This window comes from Metabacillus sp. FJAT-52054 (genome assembly GCF_037201815.1).
Classification (GTDB): domain Bacteria; phylum Bacillota; class Bacilli; order Bacillales; family Bacillaceae; genus Metabacillus_B; species Metabacillus_B sediminis.
On sequence record NZ_CP147407.1, the window covers coordinates 3,520,226 to 3,533,398 of the forward strand.

Consider the following 13,173-nt stretch of genomic DNA (forward strand, 5'->3'; position numbering starts at 1 on the left):
TATTTTCACCTCCCTTCAAGTTAGGTAAGATCCTTGCGATTCAGGAAATAGACGGCCAATGCTGCAAAGATCATTCCCGATAGAATAAGACCGGTCACCTCCGCCTGATTCCATGCAGGTTGATGAATGACATTGCTTGCTGAGTAAAAAGGTATGTACTCAACCGCTCTCACAAGCCCCGAGAATTTTGAGACGGCCATCCCGATTACCGCCGGCAGCAGAAAGAAAAATCCGATGGCAGAGAATAAAGATGCGATTGTATGAAAAGACAGGACTGTCCACAAAAGGACAAAGCTCCCCACACAAAAGGTATAAACCAAGTATCTGCCAATCACTCCTGTCAGTTCAAGCACTGCATGTAATGCAGTCAGCTCTCCCATTACTCCTAAAAAAATGACTCCAATCATGCCGCTTACAAGCCCCATCAGCAATCCAAGGCCAAGAAGACTCACAATCTTTGAAAAGAGAATCTCCATCCTTGAATAACGATTCGTAAAAAGAATGGCAGAGGTCTTAAACTGAAATTCATCTCCCAGTGATTTTGCTGCAAAAACGATCAGCACATACTGCGCTATATCCGCAAAAAATGCATATACATTTCGTTTTCCAAACGATTCAGGGTTGAGAAATGCTACATAGGCAATCGCGCATGAGAAAAGCGAGGCCAGGATTACACCAAAATAAATACTTGGTTTCCTCATCAGCTTTTTCGTTTCTAATACCGCTAAATTACCCATTCTTCTCACTTCTTTCTGTCAGTTCAAAGTATTGCGTTTCCAGACTTTCCTTCCATTCATACACACTCGAAAAACCAATCCCGCGCTCGGCAATTTTTGAAATCAGAGCTTGGACCTGTTCTTTTTTTATTTGGATTCTGATCCGGTTCTGTGACAGGGCAGAAGGCTCGTACCCTTCTTCCTCTAGATAGGCAGTCAGCAGCATTTCATCATTGGACTCAAATACATAGAACACGGTATCCTGCTCTGTTTCCGTTAAGTGCAAGGTTTTGACAACTTTCCCGTTATTAAGCACGATGACCCGCTCGCAGATTTTTTCGATTTCATCAAGTGAGTGGCTAGAAATCAGCATGGCGATTTTTTTTGTCTCCGCGATGACCTTTAAATAATTTCTCAGATTCCGCATACCGGAAGGATCCAGGCCGTTTGTCGGTTCATCCAGAACGAGAAGCTTCGGATCGCCGATGAGCGCCTGGGCGATTCCAAGTCTTTGTTTCATTCCCATGGAATAATGCTTCACCTTTTTGTTTAGCGCATCTTTAATTTCCGTAAGCTCAGCCGCCTCGAAAATTTCTTCCTTCGTAATGGACTTCGTTAAAGCGCCAAAGAATTGAAGATTTTCGTAGCCGGTCATATTCGGATAGTAGCCGGGGGCCTCAATCACACAGCCGATTTCCTTGCGGGAAAACTTTTTACCCGTTTTTACACTCCTGTTATTTAAAAGGATTTCTCCTTCGTAATTTTTAATTAAACCCGTAATCATTCTCATTAATGTAGTTTTTCCTGCTCCGTTGGGACCAGCCAGTCCGACAATTTCTCCTGTACCGATGGAAAAGCTGACGTTGTCTGTAACAAGCTGATTTTTAATGCTTCTGCTCACCTGATCGACTACCAGAATATTGGACATATGATCCTCCTCCTGATGGTTATTCAAACCATAAAATATCCGGAACGATAGACGGTGCATACTGCTTTAGCAGGGAATATCCAAACCCTGTTAACCCGATCATGACACTCATTGAATCGGTTCCGCGGAAAACCCCTTCCTTCCATCGCTTTGATAAGACCTGATCAAAAATCTGCTGAAAGGTCGACAGCGCCTGGCTTTGCAGCTGCTGATCACCGAAGGTTTCGGCTGCGAGCTGAACAATTGAGAGATTCCCAAGATCCCCGTGGCAATAGGATGGATTATGTCCAAACCCATTGCTCAAAGTGGTTGAAAGAGCTGTGACAATTTCCGAGTCGATCTGGTCATCGGTGTAGCCGGAACGCTTCAGCAAGAGCCTGCTTAGAAGAATGCCGGGCGCGCCATGACACCAGCCAATGGACATTCTTGTTTTTTCCGGACTTGAGTACCAGTTCCCGTGCTCCTCTGAAAATAACTCTCTTTCATAGGCTAAGGCTTGCTGGATGGTGTTCAGCACTTCCTCATCCTTTGTCAGCTCATACAGTTTTCCTAGATATGCAGCAATCCCTGCATTGCCGTGAGAAAAACCGGATCCGGGATTGGTCACATCTGATTTCCATGCAATGGATGAGCCGAAGATTTGATGGTTTTTTCTCAAATGAAGGAAATGGGTATGAGCGCAATCAAGGATAACCTCACGATCTCCTGGAGTCAGCTCCTCTTTGTATAAGGAAAGAATAGCCCCTATGCTTCCGGCAGAACCCCCGACCACGTCGTAAACCTTGTCTCCTGATGCCAGGGATTTCAGCTTATTCATATGACGAATGGCGAATTCCTTCATTTCCGGGTCCTTCAACAGCTTTCCTGTATGATAAATGGCATATAAATAACCGCTTAAACCGTTATAGGCTCCAACCAGGTATGGATGCTTAAAATCCAGGCTCTTTATTTCCTGAATCGGAGAATAAATCGTTTGAGCTGCTGCCTTCTTATATTTTTCCATCCCGGTGATCTCACCTAGACAGGCAAGAAAGACAGCGATGCCGCTGTTGCCGTTATAAAGGTCATTTCCGACAGGACCAATCGACCACGTCTCTTCCTCTTTTCCTTCCAGCATCGTGCTGATCCAGGTCCGGTCCAAACCTTCTTCTTGATCCGCAACACTCGTTTCAAGCAGGTGATCGCCAATCCGGCATGCAAGCTCAAGCCACTTTTCCGGCTCCTTTTTATCTGGTTCAAAAGAAAATTGGATCCCTGTTACTTCAGATTCAGCACTGCTCGTCTTTGCTTTAAACGACATGTCAATGATACTCAGCTGTCTTTGCAAATCCGGATCTCCCATACTCCTGATTTTGTGGGCTGCTTCCATTAGCGGGGTCCGGTTAAACGCCTCATCCATCTGGATACGTCCATTCCAGGCAATTGCATTCATATCCGTTCTCGAAGTGAAATACGGAATCGATCCGGTCATGAGATCCATTATTTCTGCTTTCAGCAAAGGTTTTTTCAATCTGCTCGCATGAATGCCGATTCTGTGAAGGAGGATTTCCCTGCTCAATTCATCCCTTAGAAAATCCGGGTGCAGAGCCGTGCTCAGCAGCTGACTGTAAACATATGTAGGCCTCGCTATGTACCTGCTTTGATTTCCCGCGAACCGATTTGAAAGCTCGGCGATCACCAGTTCCTTATTCTCCGCAATCCATTCATAAAGGGCTGTAAATCCGTCTTTGATCTCTTTTGAAAATAGTTCGGAGCGCTGAACCTCTCCCTTTAAGCTCGGATTATTTTGTTCCGAATCAAGGGTGCCGGCATGTTTTTCAATTTTGATCTCATCGGTCAAATTACCGGAGATTGTCAATGAAACAAATGGGGATGCCTGTTCATCCTCTCCGCCAAGTCCGCTGATGTCCACACTGATTTCCTTGCCATCCACTCTTTTCACAATTTTCTGCGGCAGCAATCCAGCTGAATACACAGACCGCGCAAGCTGTTCATGGGCCATGACCTCTGATGTCGAAGCAAAAGGCAAATCGACAATCACGGAATGAAACAGGGATTCAAGATCAATCGGAACAGGGTGCTCGCCGCTGGCAATCAGATTCTCATGGTGAAAATCATTGGCATTAAGGATATAAAAAACGGCAAGCTGATGACCGATTCGTTTATAAAACCTCTCCGCTCCCTCTGTATCCGTGCACTCCTCGTAAGGAACAAATTCCATCCAGCCATACTCACCCCGGTCCATAATCAGAACCGTTTTCAAAGCGAGCATATTGCCTGCCTTCTGTTCGTTCAGCCAGTCAATAAAACGCTGATAAGCAAGCTCGATCTTTACACAGCGTGGTTTGTACACAGCCTTGAATCCTGATGTAAAGCGGACGATGGAAACCGTTTGGCCGCCATTATGGTCATCTCCCAAATTGTTATCAATTGAATCGATTTTTCCAATTCCATCCTTCAGTCCGAATGCTTCCTCCAGCAGAAGCTGATCCTTTTCCGTATGTGCAGCGATTTCCAGGACAAAATTCAAGTAGTTTGCAGAAGCAGAGTCCATCATACGGGTCAATACCGTATATTCCTCATACAAAGACCCGGTAAATTCAGGCTCTTTAAGAAGGGTGCCGGTAAAGTAGAGAAAACGAGCTTCAGAGGTTTCCCCTTCGAGCTTATTTTGAAGACGGGCAATATTCACCTCTAAAATCAGGGTGCGAATCGCAAGATTATGAAGGGTTTTAAAAAGCTCCGATGCAGCCCGTATGATAAAGGTTTGCAGGGACGAAATACTCGGATCGTTTTTTAGTTTCTCTTCAAACAAATCAAGGTGATGCTTCACTACCGGCTTAAAAAAGAAATAGAAAGGGACATGGCTGAATTTCTCGTCAATAAACCAGTCCTGATTTAAATTGGATTGGAAGGTTTGCATGAATTGAGGAATATTCTCTGAAGCTGGATGCGGGGTATGTAGTCGGCTATGCAAATCATTCAGGCTTGTCATACCCACATCACCGATTACCTGTTCAAAATCCTCTGCAGTTTTAATCTCCGGATAAAGAGTCATCCAGTATTGAAGCGTATCCTGAAATTGTTCGCTGTACATGTTTGCGCTCATCATCATTTGCTCCTAACCTTGATAGAGATAGTGGCGGATCCAACCACTATCTGCAGAAAATGTAAAAATTATTGGCATGAATTCTGGCACTCTTTTGTAGCTGTACACACATAACCTTTGTTGCCTAAGTATTTACTTGCAGTTGCACATAGAGAAATCGTAATGATTGTTCCCCCAACTTGAGACATCATATCCTGAGCAGAAATCTCTTCAAGTACGTTTCCAGCAGGATTTTCTACAGATAGGGATGATTTCATTCTTAAAACCGGGTTTTTAAGAAATGCTGCTTTGTTCATCGAATTCACCTCCTCTTTTGCTATGTTGATTTTCCGTTTTCAGGAAAAGCACACTTTATTTTTAACATCGATAAATCCTCTCTGTCTAACTCTTTTTTTTTTCTGAAAAACAGAAAAATAAGACTATCTTCCTTAATAGAAGGCCCATTTGATTCACAAATGCAAACAATCGTTACTTCCGTACATGACAAATATATAAAAATATTTGTAATATCCTGTCAAAATGAGACAAACTATTTATTTTTATGATGATATGGGTCTGATTTTACAAAAAAGGGGAACTGCCATATAATATAAAAAATCCTTTTCACTTTGTCTAAAGCAACAGGATTTTTTCCAATTTCACTGTCGAACGGATGGATGGTGAAGGGGTATTTCTGATCATTGATTCTCCCTCAGTCGCTGCAGAATTTCACCGCTAGGAATCTTGCTTTAAGTAATCCATTTACCATCAAGGCTTTCTATAAAAAAATGATATAGCCGGACGAGCTTATTTTTCCCACAATTGGAAAAAATGACTTAAGTCACTCCGTCTTTTGATTGATGATTTTTAATCAATATCAGATTATCCTTAAGGTAAGAAAAAGAAGGAGGCGTCTTTTCATGTCATTAGAAATGTGGATTGCGATTGGATTAGCGCTGTTTAGCGGGGTTGCTGGAAGCGTTTATATGAACAACAAAAAAAAGCGATAAAAAAAGCCCGCTACTCTTCAAGCTCGAGTAATGGGCCGGCAAGCTAGTTAATTTCGAGATGTTTTGTGCAGTTATAAAGCCCGCATGACCACTTAGAGTCATCCAGCAGAAGATGGGTGATCGAAGTATTTTTTAGCGGTTCGCTTTCTTCATTCATCGGCGTTAATTCCTTTAGGAGATGTCTGATAAATGAACCATGTGTCACCATGAGAATGTTCTTGCCGGGATGCTTTTCCAAAAGCTCTTCAACAAATTCTACTCCTCTTTTTGTTACCTGGCCCGACTGCTCTCTGCCCAGGTCAAGTTCTCTCCACCCAGTTCCCCATTTTTCCACACGTTCAGCTTCTGTTGTGCCTTCAATTTCCCCGCCACCGGTTTCCCGGATGCGTTCATCTGTTACTACCTCTAGACCACCGAGCTTTTTACTGATAAAATCCGCCGTTTGTTTTGCACGGAGCAGCGGACTTGAATAAAGGAGATCCCAGTCCTCTTCCTTAAGCCGTTCTGCCAGCATTTCTGCTTCTTTAATTCCTTGTTCATGAAGCGGAATATCGGAGCTGCCCTGCGCTCTTCCTTCCATATTCCATTCTGTTAGGCCATGTCTGACAATTCCTAGCTTAGTCATCATTTCACTCCATTCATTGATTTTCTTCCATGTTATAGACTATTTTATCCCTTTCGGACGGACAAGTCTTCATTGACACATTAAACAGGCCATGATAATATACATAAAACCAAGTAATTTTATAGGATTAATTAAATTATCAAGAGTGAACGAGAGAACTGGCTCTATGACTTCACAGCAACCTCCATTTGGAAAGGTGCTCCTACCAGCAAAGCGCAGTGCTTTGGCCGATAAAGAAATGTTGACCGTAAACTTTCTTAGCAGCCAATGCCAAAGAAGGTTTTTTTATTTGGCTGGCTCTCAGCTGTGAAACAATCGTTTAAAGGAGGAAGGCAGTTATGAAAGAACTGAAAAGAGTGATTACCGGCGCTCAGTCCTTTTCCATCTATAGAAGTTCTGAACAGGCCATTCTTTTGTGCCATGGCTTCAACGGCACCCCCCAGAGCATGGAATCACTGGGAGAGAAATTTGCCTCATTAGGCTATTCTGTATATGCTCCAAGACTTGCCGGACACGGTACATGTCCGTCCGATATGGAGCTATGCTCAGTTCAAGACTGGTACCGCTCCCTGGAAACTGCTTACTTAAAATTAAAGAGCCGATTCAGAAAAGTATTTGTTATTGGACAATCCATGGGCGGCAGTCTGACGATTAAGCTTGCCAGCCAATTCACGCAAATCGATGGAATAGGTCTTATTAATGCAGCACTTGAAGTTCCAGATTACGAAAAGATTGTCGGAGATACTGGTTTTATCAAGGAGGGACGGCCAGATATAAAGGATCCGTCTGTGGAGGAAATTGCTTATGAAAAAATACCTGTTAAAGCCATTTCCGAGCTGAGAAAGGCTATGAATGAAGCAAAAATCAGGCTTGCAGAAGTCTCGTGTCCAGTCGTTGTATTCTGTTCTCCGGAGGATCATGTTGTTCCTGCCGCCTGTTCTGAAAGGATCATGGAGTCCATTTCCGCCAATCGTAAAAAGATGATTAGCCTTCCAAATTCTTATCATGTAGCATCCATGGATTTTGACCAGGATTTGATCGTAAGGGAAGCCAATCAATTTTTTTCCATACAAAAAACAGCCCTTCCTGCCAATAGGAAGAGCATGAATGCCTGAATACTAGGCTGCTTGAATCTTTTGATTGAGCAGTTTCGCTTGAATAAGCCGTCTTCTTACAGCTATTCCAATCCAGCTCGCCAGGACCGCTTTTATGAGGCCAACTGCTACAAATGGCCAGACGCCCACAGCGAGTGCCTTGTCCCATGGCAAACCCAGCACGATTTTTAGCCACACCGTTCCGAAGAGCAGTGTAACCAGCATCCCAATCGTGTTTGCGGCGAGCGCGAACTTGAGCGTAAACTTTGTTTTTTCAAGGAAATATCCTGTTAAAAACGCCGCCGCAATGAAGCCGATTATGTATCCCCCTGTTGGTCCCGCCAATATGTGAAGACCGCCTTTCGCCTCCGCAAAGACAGGCAGACCAATCATTCCAAGACCGGCATATACCTTCATAGCCAATGCCCCGTACCGGCTTCCGAGAATAGTAGCTGCCATTCCTACGGCTAATGTCTGTCCGCTAATCGGAACGATTGGCAGCGGAATTTCAATTTGTGCAAATACAGCGGTAATCGCAGCAAACATTCCGGATAAAATCAGCATGCGCAGTTTTACCCTTTGTTTTTCCATCATTCTCCCCCTCTTTGTTAACTGTTATTCATTTAAAGTTAACATAAGGAATCGATTTCTGTAAAAGTTTTTACAGGATATAGGTTCCGCCATGCCACGTTTTTTCACGGGGCTCCCTATTATTTTTTTGATAGAAAGAAACCGCGTAGATTCCTTTTTCTTGATGATGTTCTAGTTTTCTAAAGCTGACATCTGCTTCTCCTACCTGTATTTTCACTTCTTCTCCGTGCGTTTCTGTTTTCTCAAGCTGAAGCCATTTAGACCATTGGTTCGCAAGCCTCACAGGATTTTCGGAAAGATAGATGACTTCCCGGATCGTGTTTATTCCATTTGGATGGGGCGCAATTGCCCCGGATCGTATCAAATCCTCTTTTCGCTCTTCATCCGAACCGCTCCATTCAATAAAAAACGGCAAAGGCAGTTCGGATTCCGGGTGTTCGGCAAAAAGCATCCTCCAAGAGATTTCGGTCCCGTCAGCCCTAGTCCGGCTTCCTGAAAAAGGACCTGTTACCGTAAGCCCTGCACCCTTTAATTTTTCGGCTAAATCATCCATCTCGCTGGTTCGAATCGCCATTTGACAAAGGCCTTCATTTTCAAGGCGGCTGCACATTTGAATAAGCGGATTGTCCGACTTTTCAGCCTTGTCCTTATTTTCAATTGCGAGAAATTCAAGATATGCGAGATTAAAATAACTCAAACTGTTTGCTGTCCCCCAGTTCTCATGGCTTCCTCCCTGAATTGTGTGAAAACCGAGCATTTGAAATTCAGCACCCGCTTGCACCGGCGACTGCTTTACATAATGAACAATATGATCGAGCTTCATCTGCTTCCCTCCCCATTATTTAGTTTAATAGTAGAGGGATTTGGGAGAAATAACAAGAAACCGGACTAGTCTCTATATTCATCTGTTTGGCGCTTCTCCTCAATGAGCAGTTCCCAGGAGCTTTTCCCGCGGCACTCCATTCCCCACCGATCCTTAAGCAAGCTTGCCGTCAGTCCAACAAATAGAAGACCCGCTGCAGCTAAAAGAAATTCAATCATCGTTCTCCCCCTTTTAGGTACAAGTGTATGTGAGGGAGTAAGGGGTTATGTTAGGTCGGAGATTACTTTTCATCCAATATACTTCAGACAGAAAGGAACAAAAAACGAGCGATTTACTTCTTTTTCGACACGTTTTTTGAATAATAATACATTATTATATAGAAAAACCTTTACAAATCACATTTAATCTATAAATATATGCAAAATAACTAATATTAATTCATTTTTCTCTTTTTCTCCTGCTTATCCTGTGATAACCTTTTCTTGTATTGTAATTTTTTGATAGAAACATAGGAAGGAAGGGGAACTATGGGTAAAAAGAGCTTGTCTATTTTAATGGCAATAATGGTATTTTTCACATTCGGTTTCGCCCCCGTACAGGCTATAACAACAAGTGAGTCTGTATTGGCTGTGACGATGAAAGCAAGCCAGTCGCTGATCTCCATGACGGAGGAAAGAGAGATTGAAGTAACAGCCGATCTGGGTTATTCAGCAGACTTAAGTAAGCTCCAATGGACCTTTGGCGGAAAGCCGCTCGATCAGTGGAAGCAATGGGACCCTGCTGCAAAGAAATACTCCGGTTCACCTTACATTACGTTCTCAGAGCCGCCTGCCTACATAGATGGAACAACGAAGATTAAAGCGAAACTGAAGTTCAGCCTCCTCTATGGAACAGAGGATGTCTCCCCAAGAAGTCTTCGTACGCTTTACCCTGCCTTAATCGGAACCTATGAATTAGCCGTAACAGATCCTGTAAAGGGTCAAGCTGCAAAGGTTCCTCTTAAATTGAACGTCTATGATGAATATTTAAAATGGGACGAAATCAAGCCTGCCATCGATAAAATCAGCAAGGAAGCCATCAACGGCCGCTATGTTTCTTATCAAACGCTTGGGTCTTCATTTGAAGGAAGACCGATGCACTTTATGGTGCTGGCAAAAGATAAAGCCTCCGTTGATCAATATTTAAATCAAATCGCCCAGCAAAAACTTGAAAATCCGGCAGAATTGAAGAAAAAAATTGCAAATGGCCAGCTTAAGAATTATAAGGTACCCATCTGGATCAACAACATCCATCCAGACGAGTCACCGGGAGTGGACGCCATTGTAGAGCTGTACCGCATTTTTGCCACAGAAAAGAACAAATCCTTTAAAACATCCGACAACCAGGGCCGTGAAAAGGAAACGAATATCAATATTGACAAAGCTTTAGACAATGTTATTTTCCTTTTCAACTTCACACAAAATCCGGATGGACGTGTGTACAATACCCGTCAAAATGCGAACGGATTTGATCTAAACCGTGACAATACGTACCAAACGCAAATCGAAACTCAAAATCTTGCAAAAGGGCTTTCAAAATGGCTTCCGGTATCCTTGCTTGATTTCCATGGATTTTATGATGAGTTTGTTATCGAACCATGTACCCCTCCCCATAATCAGAATTACGAGTATGATCTGCTCATGGACGGAATGGTCGAACAGGCAGAACAGATGGGAAAGGCGGGAATCGCCAACACAAAATATGATAGCTACTTGATTCCTTTAAAGGATTGGCCGAACAAATTCGATGATGCCACCCCTTCTTACACCTCCACCTACTCCATGTTCCATGGAGCAATGGGACATACGGTTGAGATTCCTGACCTTAATGCGGAATCCTACAAAGCTCTTGTGAATGCTGGTTTAGGTGCTGCCAAGTATGTATCGGAGAACAAACAGGAGCTATTTAGGAATCAGCTCGATATTTACGAGCGCGGCGTCTTGGGCAGGGACGACCGGGCTACAGACAAATGGTTCGTCAATCCGGAAGGAGAAGAAATCGGACGCGACCGTAAAGGGAACAAAAGTTTCTTCCCGGATTACTATGTCATTCCTGTAGATGAGAAGCTTCAAAAAAACGTCCTGGAAGCACATAAAATGGCCGACTATCTGATACGCAATGGCATCAAAGTCAGCCAATCATCCAAGGCAGTTAAGGCCGGAAAACAAACGTATCCAAAAGGATCTTACGTCATTGATATGAAACAGGCAAAACGCGGGTTCGTCAATGCCGTTCTTTACGATGGCGAGGATCTATCCGATTGGGAAGAAATGTACGCGGAAGTGGTGAACAGCTTCCATGACCTCCGCGGGTTCACCCGAATGGAAGTCCGCTCTGCAAATGCCTTTGCAAAAGGATTGCAGCCAGTGAAAAAAGTGACGGCTCCTAAGACGGAGATAAAGGAAAAAGCGGACAGCTACGTCGTTAAGAATTCCAGCAATGAAGCCGTAAAAGCTGTGAACAAGCTTCTCAGAATGAAGGCACCCGTTCAGCAGCTGACGGCTGCGGGCAAGGGCTATGCAGCAGGAGATTATGTGATATCCCGTAAGGAATTGGGATTGGTTAAAGACAGCTACTATTTGGATCTCAAGCCTTATAATAAAAAAGGAAAAACGAAAGCTCTCAAGCAGCCTAAAGTATTCAGCAGCGGATCGGCCGCTTCGAAATATGTACTAAAGGAACTGGGATTTGAATTTGCCCAAAGTGAAAGCGAAGCCGATGTTATCGTGGATGATTCCGGTCTTGCAGCCAAGGCGCTTATCCAGGCGGGCAAGCCCTATATCGGTATCGGAAGCAGTTCCCTGAACTTTGCTGAGAAAGAGAACCTGCTGCCGGGATTTGATTACTCCACCACAACCGGTTCCCGAGCATCCCATGAAGGCCTTTTGTGGACAGATGTTTCAGCCGGCCAAATGATGACAAGCGGATATGCAAAAAAGGAAAAATTATATATTGCCACAGGCTCCTACATTAAAGCTGTACCAAAGGATGCCGCAATTCTTGCAAAAGTTGCAAATCATAAAGACTTTTTCATCAGCGGATGGTGGCCGAAGCATGAGGCTTTGCAAGGGCAAACCATTGCCTTCACGAAAGGAAATATCACTTTATTTGCAAACGACATCACCAATAAAGCACACCCGCAGTACAGTTATCGATTGCTTGCAAATTCCATTTATGCGGCGATGAAATAAATCTATTATAAACACGATAAAAACAAACGAAAAAACCCCCTGCGAGAGGGGGTTTTCCAATTAAAAGATTAAATTCAGGAGCAAGTACATAATTCCAGCGAGCAGGGCTGAAATTGGGAGCGTGATTACCCATGTGATGAGCATCGTTTTAGCCGTCCCCCATTTTACACCCTTTACCCTGTGAGAAGATCCAACTCCTAGAATGGAGGAGGAAATCACGTGTGTTGTACTTACCGGCAAATGGATCAATGTGGCACCAAAAATAATCGCTGCAGATGTTACGTCAGCTGCTACTCCATTAACAGGACGGATTTTCATAATCTTACCGCCGACTGTTTTAATAATCTTCCATCCGCCAACAGATGTTCCCAGTCCCATTACTAATGCACAGGACAATTGAACCCAGAATGGAATTTCTGATGGATCTGTATGAAAGCCATTAGCAATCAGGGCAAGTGTGATAATTCCCATCGCTTTTTGGGCGTCATTTGTTCCATGAGAATAGGCTTGCAGGGCTGCTGTTGCAATTTGAATTCTGCGGAAGCGGTTGTTTGTTTTTGAAAGCTGATGATTTTTTCTGAAAATAATTTTAAAAATACTATATATAATATATCCGATCACGAACGCAAGAATTGGAGATAGGATAAGTCCCTGAATAATTTTAATAAATCCAGCCCAGTTCAAGGCATTAAAACCAGAAGCTGCGATTACTGCCCCGGCAATTGAACCGATCAGGGCATGCGATGAGCTGCTTGGAATTCCGTAATACCACGTAATCAGGTTCCATGCAATGGCAGCAAGCAAGGCAGCCAAAATAACAACAGAGCCATTCTGCAGGGTGAACGGATCCACGATATCTTTCGTAATGGTTTTTGCCACACCCGAGAAGGTTAAGGCTCCGACAAAGTTCATCACAGCAGCCAAGATTATGGCATGGCGCGGTTTTAATGCTTTAGTCGAGACAGAAGTTGCAATAGAGTTTGCCGTATCATGAAATCCGTTAATAAAATCAAAAGCCAGGGCACAGATGACAATTAGTATGGTAATAATGAGTGTCATTTCCATAAT

General features: G+C 43.6%; 11 protein-coding genes and 1 riboswitch. Of the genes, 2 read left to right on the forward strand and 9 right to left on the reverse strand.

The window, feature by feature from the left end; genetic code table 11:
* Positions 1–20: 20 nt before the first annotated feature.
* From WCV65_RS18355 to WCV65_RS18375, 5 genes are all read right to left on the reverse strand, one after another.
* Positions 21–737, reverse strand: coding sequence for an ABC transporter permease (locus tag WCV65_RS18355; protein ID WP_338778480.1), 717 nt, complete (start codon positions 735–737; stop codon positions 21–23).
* Complete coding sequence (locus tag WCV65_RS18360; protein ID WP_338778482.1) at positions 730–1,644, reverse strand: ABC transporter ATP-binding protein; 915 nt, start codon at positions 1,642–1,644, stop codon at positions 730–732. The genes WCV65_RS18355 and WCV65_RS18360 overlap by 8 nt, the downstream gene beginning before the upstream one ends.
* A gap of 19 nt (positions 1,645–1,663) precedes the next feature.
* Complete coding sequence (locus WCV65_RS18365; protein ID WP_338778484.1) at positions 1,664–4,753, reverse strand: type 2 lanthipeptide synthetase LanM family protein; 3,090 nt, start codon at positions 4,751–4,753, stop codon at positions 1,664–1,666.
* Positions 4,754–4,821: 68 nt separating this feature from the next.
* Positions 4,822–5,049, reverse strand: coding sequence for a plantaricin C family lantibiotic (locus tag WCV65_RS18370; protein WP_035404668.1), 228 nt, complete (start codon positions 5,047–5,049; stop codon positions 4,822–4,824).
* A gap of 736 nt (positions 5,050–5,785) precedes the next feature.
* Complete coding sequence (locus WCV65_RS18375) at positions 5,786–6,367, reverse strand: histidine phosphatase family protein (protein WP_338778486.1); 582 nt, start codon at positions 6,365–6,367, stop codon at positions 5,786–5,788.
* A 133-nt stretch (positions 6,368–6,500) separates the two neighbouring features.
* Positions 6,501–6,604, forward strand: a riboswitch (SAM riboswitch).
* Between the two features lie 101 nt (positions 6,605–6,705).
* On the opposite strand from WCV65_RS18375, the gene WCV65_RS18380 reads away from it, so the two are divergent.
* Positions 6,706–7,482, forward strand: coding sequence for an alpha/beta fold hydrolase (locus WCV65_RS18380; protein ID WP_338778488.1), 777 nt, complete (start codon positions 6,706–6,708; stop codon positions 7,480–7,482).
* 3 nt (positions 7,483–7,485) lie between these two features.
* On the opposite strand, the gene WCV65_RS18385 is transcribed toward WCV65_RS18380, so the two are convergent.
* From WCV65_RS18385 to WCV65_RS18395, 3 genes are all read right to left on the reverse strand, one after another.
* Positions 7,486–8,052, reverse strand: coding sequence for a biotin transporter BioY (locus WCV65_RS18385; RefSeq protein ID WP_338778490.1), 567 nt, complete (start codon positions 8,050–8,052; stop codon positions 7,486–7,488).
* Between the two features lie 70 nt (positions 8,053–8,122).
* Positions 8,123–8,875 carry a VOC family protein gene (locus WCV65_RS18390; protein ID WP_338778492.1) on the reverse strand — a complete coding sequence of 251 codons (753 nt, stop codon included), beginning with the start codon at positions 8,873–8,875 and terminating at the stop codon, positions 8,123–8,125.
* A 65-nt stretch (positions 8,876–8,940) separates the two neighbouring features.
* Complete coding sequence (locus WCV65_RS18395) at positions 8,941–9,093, reverse strand: hypothetical protein (RefSeq protein WP_338778494.1); 153 nt, start codon at positions 9,091–9,093, stop codon at positions 8,941–8,943.
* A 309-nt stretch (positions 9,094–9,402) separates the two neighbouring features.
* Here WCV65_RS18395 and WCV65_RS18400 point away from each other — a divergent pair, with 309 nt between their 5' ends.
* Positions 9,403–12,105, forward strand: a complete 2,703-nt coding sequence (locus WCV65_RS18400) for a M14 family zinc carboxypeptidase (RefSeq protein ID WP_338778496.1) — start codon at positions 9,403–9,405, stop codon at positions 12,103–12,105.
* 60 nt (positions 12,106–12,165) lie between these two features.
* Here WCV65_RS18400 and WCV65_RS18405 read toward each other — a convergent pair whose 3' ends face one another.
* Positions 12,166–13,170 (reverse strand): inorganic phosphate transporter, encoded by a 1,005-nt coding sequence (locus tag WCV65_RS18405; RefSeq protein ID WP_035404677.1) that lies wholly within the window; start codon positions 13,168–13,170, stop codon positions 12,166–12,168.
* Positions 13,171–13,173 lie beyond the last annotated feature (3 nt).

What these genes read in the sequence shown, in the direction of transcription:
- WCV65_RS18355 (WP_338778480.1), bottom strand. Translation starts at nt 737, where the DNA reads ATGGGTAATTTAGCGGTATTAGAAACGAAAAAGCTGATGAGGAAACCA.
- WCV65_RS18360 (WP_338778482.1), bottom strand. Translation starts at nt 1,644, where the DNA reads ATGTCCAATATTCTGGTAGTCGATCAGGTGAGCAGAAGCATTAAAAAT.
- WCV65_RS18365 (WP_338778484.1), bottom strand. Translation starts at nt 4,753, where the DNA reads ATGAGCGCAAACATGTACAGCGAACAATTTCAGGATACGCTTCAATAC.
- WCV65_RS18370 (WP_035404668.1), bottom strand. Translation starts at nt 5,049, where the DNA reads ATGAACAAAGCAGCATTTCTTAAAAACCCGGTTTTAAGAATGAAATCA.
- WCV65_RS18375 (WP_338778486.1), bottom strand. Translation starts at nt 6,367, where the DNA reads ATGACTAAGCTAGGAATTGTCAGACATGGCCTAACAGAATGGAATATG.
- WCV65_RS18380 (WP_338778488.1), top strand. Translation starts at nt 6,706, where the DNA reads ATGAAAGAACTGAAAAGAGTGATTACCGGCGCTCAGTCCTTTTCCATC.
- WCV65_RS18385 (WP_338778490.1), bottom strand. Translation starts at nt 8,052, where the DNA reads ATGGAAAAACAAAGGGTAAAACTGCGCATGCTGATTTTATCCGGAATG.
- WCV65_RS18390 (WP_338778492.1), bottom strand. Translation starts at nt 8,875, where the DNA reads ATGAAGCTCGATCATATTGTTCATTATGTAAAGCAGTCGCCGGTGCAA.
- WCV65_RS18395 (WP_338778494.1), bottom strand. Translation starts at nt 9,093, where the DNA reads ATGATTGAATTTCTTTTAGCTGCAGCGGGTCTTCTATTTGTTGGACTG.
- WCV65_RS18400 (WP_338778496.1), top strand. Translation starts at nt 9,403, where the DNA reads ATGGGTAAAAAGAGCTTGTCTATTTTAATGGCAATAATGGTATTTTTC.
- WCV65_RS18405 (WP_035404677.1), bottom strand. Translation starts at nt 13,170, where the DNA reads ATGGAAATGACACTCATTATTACCATACTAATTGTCATCTGTGCCCTG.